Origin of the sequence: Gluconacetobacter tumulicola (assembly GCF_014174215.1) — a bacterium.
Taxonomy (GTDB): domain Bacteria; phylum Pseudomonadota; class Alphaproteobacteria; order Acetobacterales; family Acetobacteraceae; genus Gluconacetobacter; species Gluconacetobacter tumulicola.
On sequence record NZ_JABEQL010000022.1, the window covers coordinates 44,429 to 63,621 of the forward strand.

The window sequence follows — 19,193 nt, forward strand, 5'->3', positions numbered from 1 at the left end:
AGGTCAGACGGACACCAGCACATCCAGCGGTGCCGCGTCGGCCAGCATGGCCAGGTCCAGCACTGCCGCGCGGTCGGGCATGCGGCCCGGGTAGAGCAGCGAGCGCCATGGGCCGGCCGGGGCGTCGTCCCAGTCCAGCGCCGTGCCGCGCCAGAGCATGGAGGGGCAGGACAGGTCGGTGGGGTCCGGCATCAGGGCGGCGGGCAGGCGCGGTGCGATCACCAGCATCGTCGCCCCTGCCGTGACGCGGGCGAAGGCGGCCAGATGCTGGCGCCGGGTGCCCGTGACCCTGACGGGCCGGTACGTCCCCTCGGCGAACAGGTCGGGATGAGCGGCCCGGAATCGCAGTACTGCCGCGATCAGCGCCTGTTTCACCCTGCCGTCGCGCCAGTGCGGCAGCAGCGAGCCGAAATCGGCGCCCTCGGCGAGCGCCGCCATGCGGGCCGCGAAATCGACCGGCCGGCGATTGTCGGGATCGACCAGGCTGAAATCCCAGAATTCGCAGCCCTGATACAGGTCCGGCACGCCGGGGCTGGTCAGGCGCAGCAGCGTCTGCGCCAGCCCGTTCAGCGCGCCCGCCGGGGCGATCTGGTTGACGAATGCATCCAGCATCCGGGGAAACCGGTTTTCGGGATGGGGGGAGAGCAGGCCGTCGAGGAAGGCGCCGCAGGCCTGCTCATAGGCTGGTTCCGGGTCGATCCAGCTTGTGTGGCGTTTGGCCTCGCGCAGGGCCTTGACCTGCCAGGCCGCCAGGCGGTCGCGGAATTCCGCCGTGATCCTTTGCTCGAGCGGACCGTCCCCCACCGGCCAGGCGCCCAGCAGGGTCTGGTAGAGAATCAGTTCGTCCGCGCGGTCGGGCGCGGCGCAGGGGCCTGAGCGGGTCGTGATCCGCTGGCGCAGCGGGGCGTTGAAGGTGCTCCAGCGTGGGGCGACGCGCACCCATTCCTGGGCCAGTTCGGACAGCACGGCCAGGCGCGCGCGGGCGTCCTCGCCGCGCTTGTGGTCGTGGGTGGCGGTGGCCAGCATGGCGCGGGGCCAGTCGCGGCGGCGCACGTTATTGGCAGCGTGAAAGGCGGCGACGGTGCCGCCGAACTGGCCGGGATGCGTGCCGACATCGTTGCGCGACAGCAGGCGGCCATAGCGATAAAATGCTGTATCTTCAACGGCTTTGGCGGCAAGCGGGGCCGTGAGGTGCGCGAAGCAGGCGATGGCGCCGGCGGCATTTTCCGGCGCCTGCGGACCGAGCTGGCGCTCCAGCCAGTCCAGCACCGGCTGCTGTGCCGGCGCCAGCCCGGCGCGCACGGACTGGCAGACCGCGTGCAGCACCTTGCCGCCATCGCCTTCATAAGTCCGGTAGACGGGAAAGCGGATGAGGATGCGGCGCAGTACGCGTTCCAGCGCGGCGGGCGTGAAGTCGCGGGCGCGCGGGTCGCGGCGTGCCAGGGTGGCCAGGGCGTGGACCAGCCGGGCCAGGTCGGCGGCCAGCGTGCCGTCCAGTACCGCCTCGCGCGCCGCCTCCTGCTCCGCATGGAAGCTGGTGGCGCCGCCGGCGCCCCATACCCACAGATCGTCCAGCGCGTCCGCGCCGCGCTGGTCGTGGAGCAGCAGGTCGACCTGTTCCAGAAAATCGTAACCGGTGGTGCCGTCGACCGCCCAGCCGGTGGGGAGCACCTCCTCCACGGCCAGAATCTTCTCGACATAGAGGGGGGCGCCCGGTGGGGCCTCGGGCGGACGGGCGGGGGCGGCAGCGGCAAGCGCGCGATGCAGGCGCGTGGTATAAGCGCCCGGTTGGGTCAGCCCGTCGATATGGTCGACGCGCACGCCGTCGATCAGCCCGTCGGCATACAGGCCGATGATCGTGCGATGCACGGCGTCGAACACGTCGGGATGTTCGACACTCAATCCGGCCAGGCCGGTGATGTCGAAGAAGCGTCGCCAGTTGATCAGGTCGGAGGCCGTGCGCCACCAGGCGAGCCGGTAATGCTGGCGCTCCAGCAGCGCATGCAGGCGGGCCCGTCCATCGGGCCCGGCCATGCGCGCCAGCGCGCGCGCGACGGCGGCCGCACCCTGGGGCGTGCGCGCCCAGTCCGCCAGCCCGTCGGGCGGCGGCGTATCTTCGGGCGCGAAGAGATCGGCATAGTGATCGGGGCAGATCGGGAACCGGTGTTCGTAATGCCAGCAGGCGAAACTGCCCTCGGCTGCGTCGTAACGCAGTTCCAGCGTGCCGTTTTCCAGGCAGTCGCCGTAAGGATCGGCCAGGAAGGGCAGCAGCACGCGGTCGCGCAGGCTGTCGTCGGGCGGGGACCAGTCGATGTCGAACATATGGGCGCACCGGCTGGCCCGCCCCCAGGCCAGCACATCCTCCCACCACGCATTGAAGCTGCCGCCCACCGCCATGTGGTTGGGCACGATATCGAGGATCAGCCCCATGCCGTGCGCGCGCAGCCGCGCCACCAGACGGGCCAGGGCCTCGCGCCCGCCCAGCTCGGGGTTGATGCGGCTGTAATCCAGCGTGTCGTAGCCGTGGGTCGAGCCCGGGCGGGCGGCCAGCAGCGGCGAGGCGTAAAGGTGGCTGATCCCGAGACCGGCGAAATACCCGACCAGCGGGACCGCGTCATCCAGCGTGAAGCCGGCGTGGAATTGCAGGCGGACGGTCGCGCGCACGCCCGCCGTCATACGCGGTTCCGGGCGGTGCGCAGCAGGTCCAGCCGGCGGGCCGCGTCCGGCCGCTCCAGCACCGGCGGGCCGGGCGGGTAGCGCTGCTGCCAGTTGGGGTGGCCCGAGATGGTGCCGGGGAGGTTGGGCTGTTCGGGCAGGCCCAGCGCGTCTTCCAGCGGCAGGATGGCCAGCGCCGAGGCGGCGGTGCCGACGAAGCGCGCCGCCGCATCGACCACGCGGGCCGCGCCGTCGGGCGTGACGGGCGGCGGTTCGGGCGCGGCCGGCGGGTGCAGCGCCGCCCACAGCGCAGTACGGTCATGCGCGCGGGCGGCCAGCGCGTCCTCGGCCCTGGTGCCGCGCGCCAGCTGGCGCAGGCTCCTGCGCCAGCCGATATCGGTGGCCTGCCACCAGCCGGCCACGGTGGGCAGGTCGTGCGTGGTCGTCATGGCCACATCGTTCGCTCCCCATTTGTCGGGCGGCAGGAACGCGCCCTGTGCATCGCGCTGGAACCATAGCACGTTCATGCCCATGATCGACCGCTGTGCTGCGCGGGTGCGAAAACCGGCGGGCACGGTGCCGAGATCCTCGCCGATCACCACCGCCTGGTGCCGGTGCGATTCCAGCGCCACCAGCCGCATCAGGTCCCGCCCCGGGAAGGAGAGATAGGCCCCGTCGGCGGCCGACGCGCCCTCGGGGATCACCCACAGCCGTTCCAGCCCCATCACATGGTCGATGCGCACCCCGCCCTGGCGCGTGAGCGTCGCGCGCAGCGTGTCGATGAAGGCGCGATAGCCGTGGGCGCGCAACGCGCCGGGGGAAAAGGTGGTCAGCCCCCAATTCTGCCCCAGCGGGCCCAGCGGGTCCGGCGGCGCGCCGACCGAGCCGCCGATCAGGAAATCGTCCTGGTTGGCCCAGCACTGGCTGCCGGCCGGATCGGTACCCACCGCCAGGTCCGCGATCAGGCCGATGCGCATGCCGCCGTCGCGCGCCGCCTGGCCCGCGCCGTGCAGGCCGCGCGCCGCCAGCCATTGCAGGAACAGGTGGAAGCCTACGTCATGATGGCGTTCCTCGGCGAAGCGCGCGACCTCGGGACTGGCGGGATCGCGCAACGCACCGGGCCAGGCGCGCCAGTTGCCGCCGCGCGGGCCGCGGCCGAGCTGATGCGCCTGCAGGGCCTCGAACACCGCGTGGCAATGCAGCGCGCGGCCATGGGCCGCGACGAAGGCCGTCAGCTCGGCCGGTGGCGCGGGGCGGATGACATCGTCATACAGGCCACGCAGCATGCGCAGCCGCAGCTCGGCCGCCTGCGGCCAGTCGATCAGCGGCGCGTCTTCCAGCGCCCGCGCGGCCTGCGGCGAGATGCGCAGCCGGCGCATCATCGCCCCGATATCGTGCGTGGAAAACCAGCTGCGCATGTCGGCGAGCAGCACGTTCAGGAACAGCCTGCTGGAGGGGGAATAGGGGCTGAACTGCGCGGGCCGGGCGCTGAACATGGCATGGACCGGGCTGATGGCCAGCGCGTCGGCGCCGGCCGCGGCGGCCTGGCGCGCCAGGTCGGCCAGGGCCCCGAAATGGCCGATCCCGGCATCGTGCCGCGCGCGCAGGGCATGGAGCTGCACCGACAGGCCCCAGCCGCGCGCGCCGCCCGTGGCGTCGGCCACCGTGCGGCAGCGGGCCGGTGCGATGGCCAGCACCGTCCGCCGGCCCGCGATTTCCAGCCTGTGATAGCCGAGATCGGCGATGGCGGGCAGCCTCGGGCAGCCGTCGCGCGCGTGGCCGGCCTGGCCCGTGATGACGCTGCCATCCTCGCATTCCAGCCGGAAGGCCAGCCGTTCGGACGACGGACGCAGCGGCAGCACCGTGGCCACGCCCGCCTGCCCCACCACCATCGGCGGCAGTTCGCCGTCCTCCAGCCTCGCCCCGTCTTCCAGCACGCGCAGCAGGCCGCGCAGCGTATCGGCCCCGACACGGTGCGAAACGCCGGCGGCATCGCGCCATGCGGTGGCCAGCCCGGCCTTGCGTGCCCGCATGCGCAGGCTGCGGTCATTCATGGGCAGCCCCCGAAGGCGGCCGGGGCTCGGCCAGATGGACGACCACGCCATGCGACGGCAGGGGCCCCTGCCCGCCCGGCTGCGGCGGGTCCTGGTACAGGATCGGGCCGGCCACCCAGTCCGGCAGGTCGACCGCATCCGGCCCGAGATTGAGGCCGATCGACAGGATGGCCCCGTCGCCCATCCGCCAGCGCGCGGCCACCGCGCCCGGCCCCACGACCCGCGCGCCCAGGCCCCGGGCGCCGGGCAGGCGCGGCGTGATGCGGGCGTGGCGCAGGCGCAGCAGGGTGGCGAAGAAGCCCTGCCATGCCCGCCCCTCGGCCGAGCCTGCCTCATCCGCCAGGGGGACCGACGCGGCGAAGGTGTCGGGATGGTTGGGATCGGGGATCGTCTCGCGCCGGGCCGGGTCGCTGAAATGGGCGAAGGCGGCGAATTCGCGCCTTCGGCCGTCGCGCACGATATCGCCCAGGATGGGCGGATGGCTGGTGAAATAGAGGAACGGACGGCGCGAGCCCCATTCCTCGCCCATGAACAGCAGCGGGATCTGCGGCGACAGCAGCAGCAGCCCGTAGGCGGCGCGCAGCGCCTGCGGCGGGGCCAGCACCGTCAGCCGCTCGCCCATCGCGCGATTGCCGATCTGGTCGTGATTCTGCAGGAACAGGATGAAGGCGCTGGCCGGCAGGCCGCCCGTTTCCATGCCGCGTGGGCGGCCAAGGGTGGGAAACAACTCGCCCTGGAAGGCGAAGCCCTCGGCCAGCACGCGCGCCAGGCGCCCGGTGGGGTCGGTGGCGAAATTGGCGTAATAGCCCTCGTCCTCGCCGGTCAGCAGCACGTGCAGGGCGTTGTGCCCGTCATCGTTCCATTGCGCGTCGAACCCCGAGCGCAGCAGGCCGGAATCGTTGTTCTCGTTCTCCAGGATCAGATGCACGTGGCGGCCGGGCTCGGTCCGGGCGCGGACATGGGCTGCCAGTTCGACCAGCCAGTCGCGCTCGCCGATGGCCTGCACCGCGTCCAGGCGAAGCCCGTCGAACCGGTATTCCATCAGCCAGTACAAGGCGTTTTCGGTAAAATAGGCCTGCACGGCCGGCTGGCGGAAATCGATGGCGTCGCCCCAGGGGGTCTGCGGGCCGGCATGGAAGAACGGGGCGGCGTAGGCGGGGAGGAAATTCCCCTCCGGCCCGAAATGATTGTAGACGACATCGAGAAAGATCATCATCCCCAGCGCGTGGGCGTGATCGATCAGCGCCTTGAGGTCGTCGGGCGTGCCGTAGGCGGATTCCGGCGCGTAGGGCAGCACGCCGTCATAGCCCCAGTTGCGACCGCCGGGGAATTCGGACAGCGGCATCAGTTCGACGGCCGTGACCCCGAGTGCCGCCAGCCGGGCGAGCCGGTCGCGCACGCCGCGAAACCCGCCGGCCGCGCCGACATGGATTTCGTAGATGACGGCCTGTTCCCACGGCAGGCCCCGCCATTCATTTTCCTGCCAGTCATAGGCGCGGGGGTCGACCACCTGGCTGGGGCCCGACACGTCGCGCGGCTGGGCGCGGGAGGCCGGGTCGGGCACCGTCAGGTGCGGGCTGACCCGGTAGCGATAGAGCGCGCCGGCGCCGCAGGGGGCCGTGACCTCGAACCAGCCATGGGGATGGCGCTCCATCGGTACCGGGGGCTGCCCCTCGATCTCGACCGAAACCGAGGAACTGGACGGTGCCCAGAGGCGAAAGCGCGTCTGATGCGGCGCGATGAGGGTTGCGCCGAAACTGCAGGCGAAAGCATGGGTCTTACGCATCGACCGTTCCCTTTGCATGGCGTGCGTCGGGGGTGAAGCCGAGCAGCACGACGCCGTGGGCACCCACCGTCCAGCGCGCCAGCCTGTCCGCGATCGTGCCGGTCCGGGCCGGGTCGGCACTGTCGAGCAGCAGCGTCCATTCGCCCGGAATCGGCGGCAGGGTGCAGTCCGCGTCCGCGTCGCCCGCGTTCATGATCAGGTAGGTGGTATCGGTGGCGCCGGAATCATCGGTGCAGGAGCGGAGAAGACCCAAAATTCTTCCATGCTCGTCATTCCAGGCGTCGGACGTCATCGGATGGCCCTCGGGATCGTACCAGGCGATGTCGAGCAGGCCGGCGCGGGTTTCGCGCTTGCCGTAGAGGAAGCTGCGCCAGCGGACGGACGGGTGGGCGGCGCGCAGGGCCGTCAGCCGGGCGACATAGGCGATCATCGCCTGCCCGGCGGTCGAGGCGGCCAGCGGCCAGTCCAGCCAGGTGACGGGGTTGTCCTGGCAGTAGGCATTGTTGTTGCCGCCCTGGGTCTGGCCGAATTCGTCGCCCGCCAGCAGCATCGGCGTGCCCTGCGAGAGGAACAGGGTGGCCAGCATGGCCCGCCGCACCCGGGCGCGCACCGCCAGGATCGCCGGATCGTCGGTCGGGCCTTCCACCCCCCAGTTGCGGCCGAGATTGTCGGAATGGCCGTCCTGCCCGCCCTCGCCATTGGCGTCGTTATGCTTGTGGCTGTAGCTGACCAGGTCCATCAGCGTGAAACCGTCATGCGAGGTCACGAAATTGACCGATGCCCACGGGCGCCGCCCGCGCCGGTCGAACACGTCGGCCGAGCCCGCGAGCCGTGCCGCCAGGTCGCCGCGCGTCAGCGCATCGCCGCGCCAGAAGCGCCGCACCGTGTCGCGGTAGCGGTCGTTCCATTCGGCGAAGCCGGGCGGATGGTTGCCGAGCTGGTAGCCGCCGGGCCCCGGGTCCCACGGTTCGGCGATCAGCTTGAGCGTGGACAGGACCGGGTCCTGGCGCAGCACGTCGAAGAAGCCGCAGAACGGGTCGAACCCGTAGCTCTCGCGCCCCAGGGTGGAGCAGAGATCGAAGCGGAACCCGTCGATATGGAAATCGACCGCCCAGTGGCGCAGCGAGTCCATGACCATCTGCAGCACGCGCGGGTGCGACAGGTTGAGCGTGTTGCCGCATCCGGTATCGTTGATCAGGTGGCGCTCGTCCTCCGGCACCAGGCGGTAATAGACGGCGTTGTCCAGCCCGCGATAGCACAGGGTGGGGCCGAGCTCGCTGCCCTCGCACGTATGGTTGTAGACCACGTCGAGGATGATTTCGATCCCTGCCGCGTGCAGGCGGCGGATGGCGGTGCGGATTTCGTGCGGGGAGCCTTCGGCCAGGTAGCCGGTCTGGGGGGCGAAGAAGGCCAGCGTGTTGTAGCCCCAGTAATTGGTCAGCCCGCGTTCGATCAGGAACCGGTCCTTGAGGAAGGCCTGGACCGGCATCAGTTCCAGCGTGGTGATGCCCAGATGCAGCAGATGGTCGATCAGGCGCGGGTCGGACAAAGCGCGGAAGGTGCCGCGTTCGACCGGCATCAGGTCGTTGCGGCGCATCGACAGGCCGCGCACATGCGCCTCCATGATCACGGTGCGGTCCCACGGCACGCGGGGCAGACGGTCCTCGCCCCAGTTGAAGGCGTCGTTGGTGACCACGCTCTTGGGCATGGCGGGGGCGCTGTCGCGCCGGTCGATCGACAGGTCGCCGCGCGGCGAGTTGACGCGGTAGCCGAACAGCGCGTCCGACCAGGTCAGGGTGCCGTGCAGCGCGCGGGCATAGGGATCGACCAGCAGCTTGTGCGGGTTGAAGCGGTGGCCGCGCAGCGGCTCGTAGGGGCCGTAGGCGCGGTAGCCGTAGAGCAGGCCCGGTCGCGCGTCGGGCAGGTAGCCGTGCCAGACCTCATCGGTGCGTTCGGGCAGGTCGAACCGCGCGACCTCCCGCCTGCCCGAGTGATCGAACACGCACAGGTCGATGCGGTGCGCATTGGCCGAGAAGACCGCGAAATTGACACCCAGCCCGTCCCAGGTGGCGCCCAGGGGCGCGGGGGCGCCGCGCATCAGCCGGGCGGGAAAGCGCATCATCGGCCGGACCCTGTCTGAGAGCCGGACCGAAAATGCGGGCTGGCGAGCGAGAGCGGCCCAGGGGGCCGCGCCCGGCGTGTGTTGCCGAGCATCGGAGCGGCGTGGCCTTGATGGCCATGAGCACCGAAGCGCAGGCAACGCATGCTGGATCGCCGCCAGCGCGCATTTTCGGTCAGGCTCTGAACATGCACGGGCTTACTCCGGCGAGAGGTACAGGACCGCGAGGGGCGGCAGGATGAGGACGCAGGAATGGTCGTAGCCATGGGCGGCTTCGGGCTCGGCCTGGACGCCGCCGCCATTGCCCATGCCGGACCCCGCATATTCGCCTCCGTCGGAATTGAGCAGTTCGCGCCAATATCCCCCATAGGGCACGCCCACGCGGTAGGCGGGGCGCGGCACCGGCGTCATGTTGCAGACCACGAGGACCGGGGCGGCGTCGGGCGCGCGGCGCAGCCAGACGAAGACGGCATTGTCGACATCGTCGCCGATCAGCCATTCGAACCCGTCGGACGTGCAGTCGGCGCGATGCAGGGCCGGCCGGGCGCGGTGCAGGCGGTTGAGGTCGCGGACCAGCGCCTGCATGCCGCGCCCTTCCGGCTGGTCCAGCCGGTACCATGCGACCTCGCCATCCGCGCGCCATTCGTACGGCTGGGCCAGTTCGCCGCCCATGAACAGCAGTTTCTTGCCCGGATGGCCCCACATGAAGGCGAAATAGGCGCGCAGCCCGGCATGTCTGCGCCAATCGTCGCCGGGCATGCGCTCCAGCAGGGAGCCCTTGCCGTGGACGACTTCGTCATGCGACAGCGGCAGGATGAACCGCTCGGAAAAAGCATAGTACAGGCCGAACATGATTTCGGAATGGTGGTAGCGGCGCCAGAGCGGGTCGCGCCCGATATAGGCCAGCGTGTCGTGCATCCAGCCCATGTTCCATTTATAGGAAAAGCCCAGCCCCCCATCGGCCACCGGCCAACTGACGCCGGGCCAGGCCGTCGATTCCTCGGCGATCATCAGCGTGTGGGGACAATGTTCGGCGATGATCGTGTTCAGGTCGCGCACGAAGGCGACGGCCTCCAGGTTCTCGCGGCCGCCATGGATGTTGGCCAGCCATTCGCCCTCGCGCCGGCTGTAGTCGCGATAGAGCATCGAGGCCACGGCATCGACCCGCAGCCCGTCGACATGGTAGCGGCGCAGCCAGGTCAGCGCGCTGCCGATCAGGAAGCCCCGGATCTCGTTGCGTCCGAAATTGTAGATCAGCGTGTGCCAGTCGGGGTGGTAGCCCTCGCGCCGGTCCGCGTGCTCGTACAGGCATGAGCCGTCGAAATGGGCCAGGCCGTGCGCGTCGGCGGGGAAATGGGCCGGCACCCAGTCCAGGATCACGCCCACCCCGGCCCGGTGGCAGGCATCGACGAAGGCGGCGAACTGCTGCGGCGCCCCGAAGCGGGCCGATGGCGCGTAGAGGCCCAGCGTCTGATACCCCCATGACCCGTCGAACGGATGCTCCATGACCGGCATCAGCTCGATATGGGTGAATCCCATATCGACAACGTAGGGAATCAGCGTCCGTTCCAGATCGTCCCAGCGCAGGATGCCGTGCGGGTCGCCCGCCGGGCGGCGCCAGGAGGCCAAGTGTACCTCGTAGATCGCCATCGGCGCGGTAACGTCATGCCGGCCGGCGCGGCCCTGCATCCAGTCCTCGTCGGTCCAGGCGAAGGGGGTGGTGTCCGCCACCACCGAGGCGTTGGCCGGCGGCTGTTCCGCCGCCAGCGCATACGGGTCGGCCTTGGGAGGCAGCAGCCGGTGCTCGGCGTCGATGATTTCGTATTTATAGCGCTCGCCCGGGCCGATGCGGGGGATGAACAATTCCCAGATTCCGGCCGCGTGGCGCAGGCGCATGGGGTGGCGGCGGCCGTCCCAGACATTGAAATCGCCGATCACCGAGACCCGGAAGGCGTTGGGGGCCCACACCACGAAGCGCACGCCGGCCACGCCGTCGACCACCATCGGCTGGGCGCCCATCACCCGGTCGAGGTCGCGATGCTGGCCCTGGGCGAACAGGTGCAGGTCCAGATCGCCCAGCAGCAGGCCGAAGGAATAGGGATCTTCGGTTTCCTCCCACCCGTCGGCCCAGCCGATCTTGAACCGGTAGCGGGCGCCGGCGGGCACGGTGCCGACATACAGGCCGCGTTCGTCCACCCGGCGCATGGCGCGCTCGATCGGGGCCGAGCGCGGGCGCTGGACCACCAGCCGCACCGCCCGCGCGTCGGGGCAGAAGGCGCGCACGATGTCGGAACGGCCGTGCGCCTGACGGCCGAGGATGGCGAACGGGTCGGGGCAGGTGCCCCGCAGGAGGTCTTCGGTCCCGGGGGGAAGGAAATAGGCACTGTCGTTCGAGGCGACGTTCATGAGGCGGGATTCCGGCGGGCAGGAATGCAGGCGGAGACGGACGGACGAACGGGCGGGCCGGCAGGGCGGCTCGGCGCGGCGTCGTCAGCCGGGCCGGCCGAACGGGTCGTTGGCGCGGACCCGCCCGCGCCGGGCCGCCTGATAGGCGGCCCGCACGCCCCGCGCGGACGGGACGACGCCGCCCGGCCCCGCCAGCGGCGTGCGGCGCCGCCCCGACGACTTGTCGAATTCGGCCATGCCGATTTCCGGCCGGCCGAGGACCCGGCGGAACAACCGTGCATATTCCTGCGCCTTGCGCCCCCAGGAGACGTCATAGCGCGCGCCGTTGCGTTGCAGCCCCGCCCAGCGCGCCGGCTGCCGGTACAGGGTGGCGGCGCGGCGGATGGCGCCGGCCAGGGTCTCGCCATCGACCGGCGAGAACAGGAAGCCGGTCGCGACATCGCTGGCCATCGCGGCCTCGTTGGCGTCGATGATGGTATCGGCCAGGCCGCCGACGCGCGCCGCGATGGGCACGCAGCCATAACGCACGGCGCAGAGCTGGGTCAGGCCGCAGGGCTCGAAGCGCGACGGCAGCAGCAGGCTGTCGGCCGAGGCCTGGATGCGGTGGCCCAATTGCTCGCTATAGCCGATATGGCAGGCCAGCCGGTCGGGATACTGGCGCGCCAGCCGGGCCAGCGCGCGTTCCATCGCCACGTCGCCGCTGCCGACCACGACCAGCTGCGTGCGGTCGTCGAGGATGCGGGGCACGATATCGGCCAGGATATCCACCCCCTTCTGCCCGGTCAGGCGGCTGACCAGCCCCAGGAGAAAGACATCCGGGTCCTGCGGCAGGCCGAATTCCGCCTGGAAGGCCCGCTTGTTGGGCCGGCGACCCACGAGGTCGCCGACCTGATAGGGGAAGAGGACCGCCGGGTCGGTTTCGGGATTCCAGTCATTGGTGTCGATACCGTTCAGGATCCCCCTGAGCTGGTCGGCCCGGGTGCGCAGCAGCCCGTCCAGCCCCATGCCCCATTCGGGGGACTGGATTTCGCGCGCATAGGTCGGCGAGACGGTGACGATGCGCGCGGCGAAGAGCAGGCCGGCCTTGAGGAAGCCGATTTCGCCGTAACATTCCACCCCGTCGATCGTGAAAGCATGGGGCGGGAGGCCGAACCGTTCGAGATCCGCCACCGGGAAGCGGCCCTGGAAGGCCAGATTGTGGATGGTCTGCACCACCGGCGCGGCCGGCTGGCCGTCATAATGCAGATAGGCCCCGGTGAGGCCGGCCTGCCAGTCATGCGCCATCACCAGGTCGGGGCGGAGGCTCGGTACCTGCCCCTGGGCGATGCTGGCCGCGACGCGCGAGAGGCAGGCGAAGCGCACGCCGTTATCGGGCCAGTCGGTGCCGTCGGGCGCCAGATAGGGGTTGCCCTTGCGGCGGAACAGATGCGGACAATCGATGACCAGCAGGTGATGACCGGCGGCATAGCCTTCCAGCAGCGCGATCTCGACACCCGGCAGGGGCGCCATCGTGGCTACGCGCACCGGGCCTTCCAGCGCGTCCAGCACCGCAGGGTAGCCGGGCAGCAGGGTCGTCACCAGCACGCCCTCGGTACGCAGCGCCGCCGGCAGCGAGCCCACCACGTCGCCCAGTCCCCCCGTCTTGACGAAGGGGAACATCTCGGATGCTACGGAGAGCACCCGGATCGGGCCCGACGGCTCCTGTTCCTGCTGGTGACGGTTCATGCCACTACCCTTCTTGGTCAGGAGGAAAGGAAAACGCGCGAGCGCGGCGATTGCGGGCCCTTGAAAAAATCTAACGACGCCGGACGGCTGGAGAACCGTTATCACAGGAAAGTGATAGTTTCGAAAGATTCCTGCCAATTCGGTGCGAGATTCGAACTTGTGATTCGAACTTTTCGCGCCCGGCGCGATCGCATGCAGCCATCGGCGGGGGCCGCTCGCCATGATCTCGTGGCCCCCCATGCCATCGGCGCCGGTTGCCGCTAGAACGGAGGAAAGCAATCAAGGACCCGCCCCGATCATGACCTCCCTGCCCCCGACCGGCGCTGCCCCTCCGATCCGCAGCCTGAGCGACGCCCGGCACATCATCGCCGCGTGCTTCCTGGGCTGGACGCTCGATGCCTGCGATTTCTTCATCGTGCTGTTCACGCTGGATAATGTGGCCCACAGTTTTGCCACCTCGCTGGAGGCGATCCTGCTGGCGCCGACGCTGACGCTGATCAGCCGGCCGGTGGGGGCCTATCTGTTCGGCCGGGCCGCCGACCGGTATGGGCGCCGCCCGATCCTGATGGCGACGATCGTGACCTATTCCACCATCGAACTGCTGTCGGCCTTCGCGCCCAACCTGACGATCTTCCTGGCGCTGCGGCTGCTGTTCGGCGTGGCGCTGGGCGGGGAATGGGGGGTCGGCACGTCGCTGACCATGGAGACGGTGCCGCCGCACTGGCGCGGCACGGCGTCGGGCCTGTTGCAGGCGGGCTATCCGGCGGGATACCTGCTGGCGTCGCTGATGTTCCTGCTGCTGCCGGCGCTGGGGTGGCAGGGGCTGTTCGTGCTGGGGGCCTCGACCGGGCTTTCGGTCATCTATGTCGCGCTGTACGTCAAGGAAAGCCCTGTCTGGCTGGCCAGCCAGCAGCGGATGGCGGGCATGCCCCGCGCCGCCAAGCCGTCCATGCTGTCGGTCCTGCGGCGCTATCGCGGGCTGGTGGTATATGCGGTGTGCCTGATGGCGGCATTCAATTTCTTCAGCCACGGGTCGCAGGACCTGTTTCCGAAGATCTTCCTGGCGTTGCAGCGGCACCTGCCGCATCCGACCATTACCGTGATCGTGGTGCTGTACAATCTGGCCGCCATCGCGGGCGGGCTGTGCTTCGGCGCGCTGTCGGAGCGGATCGGGCGCGCGCGGGCCATTGCGCTGGCCGCGGCACTGGCCCTGCCGCTGCTGCCGCTATGGGCGCTTTCCACCGCGCCGGTCTGGATCGCCCTTGGCGCGGTACTGATCCAGTTCTGCATCCAAGGGGCCTGGGGGGTGGTGCCGGCCTATCTGAACGAACTCTCGCCCTCCGATGTGCGGGCCACCTTTCCCGGCGTGGCGTATCAGTGCGGCAATCTGATCGCGGCCAGTACCGGGCTGATCCAGCACCGGATCGCGCTGGGCCTGGGGGGCGACCTGGCCCCGGCGCTGATGATCGTGGTGGGGGGCGCGGGTTGCGCGATTGCCCTGCTGGCCACATTCGCGGGGCCCCGCTATCACTCGCATCTGGATGGCGCGCCGGAGTAATCTCATTGCCTTGAACGCGCGGCCCCTTGCGACGGGACGCGCGTTTGAAACGATTGTTCAGGGGATGCGGACGACGATGCGCCCGCGCATCCTGCCGTCCAGCAGGGCGGCCGCCGCTTGCGGCACGTCGGCCAGCGCGATTTCGGTGACCATCGATTCCAGGCGCGTGGGGTCGGTGAGTTCGGCCAGGCGCCGCCAGGCCTCGATCCTCTGGGGCCGGGGGCACATCACGCTGTCGATGCCCACCAGCGTCACCCCGCGCAGGATGAACGGGGCCACCGTGGCCGGGAACGCCATGTCCGCCGCCAGCCCGCAGGCGGTGACCGCCCCGTTGGGCAGCATCGCGGCGCAGACATTGGCCAGCACCACGCCGCCCGCGACATCGACCGCCCCGGCCCAGTGCGCCTTTTCCAGCGGCCGGCCGGGGGTGGAAAACCCGCTGCGCGGCAGGATCTCGGCGGCGCCCAGCGCGCGCAGGTAATCCTCTTCCTCCGGCCGGCCGGTGACGGCGGCGACGTGGTAGCCCAGCCGGGCCAGCAGCATGACCGCGACGCTGCCCACCCCGCCCGAGGCGCCGGTGACCAGCACCGGGCCGCGCTCCGGCGTCAGGCCCTGCCGTTCCAGCGCCATCACGCACAGCATGGCGGTATAGCCGGCGGTGCCGATCGCCATGGCCTGCCGCGTGGTGAAGGCCTCGGGCAGTTGCACCAGCCAGTCGCCCTTGACCCGTGCCCGGCCGGCCAGCCCGCCCCACCAGCGTTCGCCCACGCCCCAGCCGTTCAGCACCACCCGGGTGCCGGGCGGGATGTCGGCGCGGGCCGAGAGTTCGACCACGCCCGCGAAATCGATGCCGGGCACCATGGGGAATTGCCGCACGATGGGCCCGCGCCCGGTGATGGCCAGGGCATCCTTGTAATTGAGCGTCGACCATTCGACGCGCACCGTCACGTCGCCATCGGGCAGGCGGGCGTCTTCGACCGAGCGGACATGGACCGTCTGTGCCCCGTCTTCGGATTTTTCGATCATCACCGCGTCGAACATTGTCTGATCTCCCATTCTGCTAAAGGCGCACCAGGGCGGTGAACCCGTCCAGGAACAGGTCCAGCGGCCGGGCCGAGCGGTCCAGCCGGGCGCGCAGCACAGCACCTTCCCACCCGGTCCAGAAGAAGGCCGCGTAGTGCCGTGCGGCCGGGTCGCCATACTGTTCGGCCAGGCAGGCGGCCAGCCTTGCCTCCCACGACGCCAGCACCGTGGCCAGCGCCTGGCGATAAGTCTCGGGCAGCACCGCCAGTTCCTGACCCAGATTGCCGATCAGGCAGCCGCGCCGGAAATCGTGCCGGGCCATGCCGGCCGCCGCATCGGCCACGAAATGGCGCACGCGCTCCAGCGGCGGCACCTGCGCCTGGCCCAGCCAGCGGTCCAGCCTGGCCGCGAAGTAGGCGGCGTAACTGTCGATCAGCGCCAGGCCGAATGCCTCCTTGCTGTCGAAATAATAATAGAACGAGCCTTTTGGCACGCCGGCGGCGCGGAGGAGCCCGTCCAGGCCGGTGGCCGTGAACCCTTGCTCGGTCAACGAAGCGACGCCGGCGCGGATGAGCTGTTCGCGCGTTTGCGCGGGGCCGTCTGGCGCGCGCGGGGGGCGGCCGCGTCGGCGGGGGAGTGAGTCGGCATTCATGACGGATTCATTAGACCGATCGTCTATTAAATTCCAGCGTCTGCGGTGAGGTGCAGGGTCACGAAGCGAGGAGATCGCCAGCCGCCACGCCCTTTTTCAACACAATCGCCCTCATCGCGGACATACGGCCTCGATTGTTTCCTGCCCCCCAGGCCGGCACAAACGGACGTCAACTTTTTCCGTGACCGGAAGCTGTCCATTCGATTTTAGCGAAGCAATCGAAGAGCGCGTGTTCCCTGAAGCACCGGAAAGCACACATTCCTGGAATGAGGCCATGCCAAGGCTTGCTGGATGACTTCGAAAGAAAGACACTGGAAGGCAAGAAATCGGTTTCGACGCGGGGAAGGAAATCACCCATGCGGCTTATTATTCTCACCTTGACCGTACTGATTCTATCGACGGCCTTTCTGCTTCACGCCGTAGCGGCGGAAGACAGGCTCGCACCGCCTTTTCCTCAAATCGAAGGTTCCTGGTCGTGTGAGGGATACTTCGTCCGAAACAAACGCCCGATCGCTTCGGACATCTCCATTACGCGCGATGCCGGTAGCGGCGCGCTGGTCCTCCATCACGACGACAGGCCTCCCGGCCCATACCATTCCCTGGAGGTCTGGAGTAACGGCAAGGATGGTTCCCTGAAATCATCAATCAGTGATGTGTATGGCATGCGCTGGTTCGCTGCACGGGGCTGGGACGGGAAGGCTCTGAAATGGGATCGAACTGAAGGTGGCGCAGTGATCGAGCAGTTCACCTACGCGTTCGGGGACGCGAACACACTGAAAGTGGATTGGGCCGTCAGTCACAATGGAAGCCCGCTGACGATTGGCGATACACTCACATGCCATCGAACTGCCTGACCCCGGCAGCGGCATCGGTCAGCAACGACGACGAGCAGGCGGGAGCCTCCTCTCCAGCCCCCCCTTGCGTCCGCGACCCGTCCTTATGGCGCCAACAACCGACCACCGCGTCGATTACGGCGCGAGCAGACATGATCTGGCATTGTGCGGACCCGATCTGTCCTGCCCGCACAAATCCTTCCTTGCGAAGAAAGGAGCCTGCTGCATCGAATAGTTCCGTTCTCAGGACGGGCGTATCATACCACATCCAGACACGTTTCCCTTCTACCATGATTGGCGAGCCCTCTCGTCGCGTTTCTTGATCGGGCCACGCAAGACGTTCTGCATGGTGCAGCGCCGTACAGCAGTCAAAACCGACACCAATCAAGAGAATCTGAGCATCGAGCTCGTACAGTTTCGAGAGTGGAGAGTTCACGCCGAATGGGTCTGCGAGAGATTGCTCGCTGGTGACGGCCAATGCCTGAGCGCCCCACGCCGCGAACGAGCTGGTGGGATGGTCACTTCTGCATACATCAGGCCAGGTTCGAAAAAGCTCCGCGACCCGCCCCATATCTCGGGTGGGCGTTCGCCGGCGGTCAAACGCAGGCATTGAGGCCCGAATGTCTTCGAGCCAATCCGGCGGCACCGGCGGCGCTTCCCAGCCAGCCGGATCCGTGAGATCCTGCGACTGCGCTGGCATCACTATGGTCCCCCGTGCAGTGACCACTGTCGATATTGCTTGCAATACGGCCGCAGGTCCGCCGCTGACCCACCCCAGAGCTTTGAGTGAACTATGGACCAACAGAGGACCAGCCTCTCGGACACCAATCCCGATCAAATCGGCAATCAGGCTTTCGCAGCTCTGCATTCGTCGACTTGACATGATCACATTGAACTCGCCCATCAAACTTGCCTCTCGATGTCACTTGAGCTGTTCGCGCGTTTGCGTGGCCGTCTGGCACGCGCGGCGGGCGGCCATGTCGGCGGGGGTAGAAGGCGGCCTCCATGACGGGTTTATTAGGCCGATCGTCTATTAAATGCCAACGGACCTTTCAGGGGAGTGGTCACGAAGTGAGGAGAGCAGGTGGGGGATGAATGTAAAGTGTTCTTGACATTATCCTCTTCCGACCGGTACGTATGTGTAAAGTATCCTTTACACCGCGGAGGGGTCGATGTCGAAAACGCGTTATCTGGTCGAGCTGGGATCGTGCCTTGGGGTCTATGTGCTTGCTGTTCTCGTCTCGATGCTCTTGCTCGATCATGGAATCGCGACCGGCATCTGGCGGCCGATCACGGCGCTGATCCCCATGGTGCCGGGTGTCGGGCTGTGCTGGGTGATCGTGCGCCAGTTCGGCCGGATGGATGAATTGCAGCGCCGGGTCCAGTTCGAGGCGCTGGGTTTCGCCTTTGCCGGCACCGCGATCCTGACCTTTTCCTATGGGTTTCTCGAAACGGTCGGTTTTGCAAGAATCTCGATGTTTTCCGTTTGGTCCATCATGGGTGTCCTGTGGGCGCTGGGCATGGCGCTGGCCCGGCGGCGCTATCGATGAAGAATTGCATCCGTGCCCTGCGCACGGCACGCGGCCTGTCGCAGGAGGCGCTGGGCGAGCAGTTGAACGTGTCGCGGCAGACCATCAATGCCATCGAGGCCGGGCGCTATGACCCCAGCCTGCCGCTGGCATTCAAGCTCGCCCGGTTCTTCGCGCTGCATATTGAGGATGTATTCGACGATGGCGAGGGAGCCGCTTCATAGAGCCGTCGATACGTAAATTTTGTCCGCTATCGGGGAAAATCGTCATGGGTCCGACGGGCCTGGAGCTACCGGCGAATGCCAGCCCGGTCCAGAAGAAGGCCGCGTAGTGCCGTGCGGCCGGATCGCCATACTGTTCGGCCAGGCAGGCGGCCAACCCTTGCTCGGTCAAGACTTCGATATCGTCTGGAACATCGTTCAAACTGATTTGCCGAAACTGAAAGAAAAGATAACAATCGTGCTGAAAGGACGCTGATCGTCCTTTCTTTCGGGCGACTCAATAGAGAACGGCAGCCGGCGTTCCGCCGTATCGTCTGCCTACCGTCAAAAGATCATTATTGATTATTTATCGTGATTTATGGGGTTTAAGAGCCTGACCGAAAATGTGGGCTGGCGAGCGAGAGCGGCCCGCAAGGGCCGCGTCCGGCGTGGGTTTCCGAGCATCGGAGCGGAGCCGCCTTGATGGAAGTGAGCACCGAAGCGCAGGAAACGCGCGTCGGATCGCCGCCAGCGCGCATTTACGGTCAGGCTCTAAGCTGGGCTTTGGTGTTTTATGCGGCGTAGCAGGCATTGTTCAGCAACGAGTTGAACAGGGCGAGTGGTATTTTTCGTTGCTCGAGGTTGGACGGCGA

At 68.3% G+C, this 19,193-nt stretch carries 13 protein-coding genes; 4 read left to right on the forward strand and 9 right to left on the reverse strand.

Features of this window, described 5'->3' with window-relative positions; genetic code table 11:
- Positions 1-3: 3 nt before the first annotated feature.
- From treY to glgA, 6 genes are all read right to left on the reverse strand, one after another.
- Entirely contained in the window at positions 4-2,676 is a 2,673-nt protein-coding gene (gene treY / locus HLH29_RS14550) for a malto-oligosyltrehalose synthase (protein ID WP_182968076.1), read from the reverse strand.
- A complete protein-coding gene (malQ, locus tag HLH29_RS14555) occupies positions 2,673-4,709 on the reverse strand; it encodes a 4-alpha-glucanotransferase (RefSeq protein ID WP_182968078.1) in 2,037 nt (678 codons plus the stop codon). Before malQ ends, treY begins: the two co-directional genes overlap by 4 nt.
- On the reverse strand, positions 4,702-6,495 hold the full coding sequence (gene treZ / locus HLH29_RS14560; protein WP_182968080.1) for a malto-oligosyltrehalose trehalohydrolase: 1,794 nt from the start codon (positions 6,493-6,495) through the stop codon (positions 4,702-4,704). Before treZ ends, malQ begins: the two co-directional genes overlap by 8 nt.
- The gene (glgX, locus tag HLH29_RS14565) at positions 6,488-8,617 is read right to left on the reverse strand and encodes a glycogen debranching protein GlgX (RefSeq protein WP_182968082.1); all 2,130 of its coding nucleotides are present in this window, start codon (positions 8,615-8,617) and stop codon (positions 6,488-6,490) included. The genes treZ and glgX overlap by 8 nt, the downstream gene beginning before the upstream one ends.
- Positions 8,618-8,812: 195 nt before the next feature.
- Positions 8,813-11,020, reverse strand: coding sequence for a 1,4-alpha-glucan branching protein GlgB (glgB, locus tag HLH29_RS14570; protein ID WP_182968083.1), 2,208 nt, complete (start codon positions 11,018-11,020; stop codon positions 8,813-8,815).
- 84 nt (positions 11,021-11,104) lie between these two features.
- Complete coding sequence (gene glgA, locus HLH29_RS14575) at positions 11,105-12,745, reverse strand: glycogen synthase GlgA (RefSeq protein ID WP_182968084.1); 1,641 nt, start codon at positions 12,743-12,745, stop codon at positions 11,105-11,107.
- Positions 12,746-13,043: 298 nt separating this feature from the next.
- On the opposite strand from glgA, the gene HLH29_RS14580 reads away from it, so the two are divergent.
- The gene (locus tag HLH29_RS14580; RefSeq protein ID WP_182968085.1) at positions 13,044-14,303 is read left to right on the forward strand and encodes an MFS transporter; all 1,260 of its coding nucleotides are present in this window, start codon (positions 13,044-13,046) and stop codon (positions 14,301-14,303) included.
- Between the two features lie 57 nt (positions 14,304-14,360).
- Here the strand turns inward: HLH29_RS14580 and acuI are convergent, their stop codons facing one another.
- On the reverse strand, positions 14,361-15,344 hold the full coding sequence (gene acuI, locus HLH29_RS14585) for an acrylyl-CoA reductase (NADPH) (RefSeq protein WP_182968086.1): 984 nt from the start codon (positions 15,342-15,344) through the stop codon (positions 14,361-14,363).
- Positions 15,345-15,363: 19 nt separating this feature from the next.
- Positions 15,364-15,978, reverse strand: coding sequence for an acrylate utilization transcriptional regulator AcuR (gene acuR / locus HLH29_RS14590; protein WP_182968087.1), 615 nt, complete (start codon positions 15,976-15,978; stop codon positions 15,364-15,366).
- A gap of 356 nt (positions 15,979-16,334) precedes the next feature.
- Between acuR and HLH29_RS14595 the strand changes: the two genes are divergently transcribed.
- Positions 16,335-16,832, forward strand: a complete 498-nt coding sequence (locus HLH29_RS14595; RefSeq protein WP_182968088.1) for a hypothetical protein — start codon at positions 16,335-16,337, stop codon at positions 16,830-16,832.
- On the opposite strand, the gene HLH29_RS14600 is transcribed toward HLH29_RS14595, so the two are convergent.
- Positions 16,810-17,715, reverse strand: a complete 906-nt coding sequence (locus HLH29_RS14600) for an aminoglycoside N(3)-acetyltransferase (RefSeq protein WP_182968089.1) — start codon at positions 17,713-17,715, stop codon at positions 16,810-16,812. The two genes, HLH29_RS14595 and HLH29_RS14600, sit on opposite strands and share 23 nt — an antisense overlap.
- Before the next feature lie 268 nt (positions 17,716-17,983).
- On the opposite strand from HLH29_RS14600, the gene HLH29_RS14605 reads away from it, so the two are divergent.
- Positions 17,984-18,361, forward strand: coding sequence for a hypothetical protein (locus HLH29_RS14605; protein WP_182968090.1), 378 nt, complete (start codon positions 17,984-17,986; stop codon positions 18,359-18,361).
- The gene (locus HLH29_RS14610; RefSeq protein ID WP_182968091.1) at positions 18,358-18,564 is read left to right on the forward strand and encodes a helix-turn-helix transcriptional regulator; all 207 of its coding nucleotides are present in this window, start codon (positions 18,358-18,360) and stop codon (positions 18,562-18,564) included. Before HLH29_RS14605 ends, HLH29_RS14610 begins: the two co-directional genes overlap by 4 nt.
- Positions 18,565-19,193 lie beyond the last annotated feature (629 nt).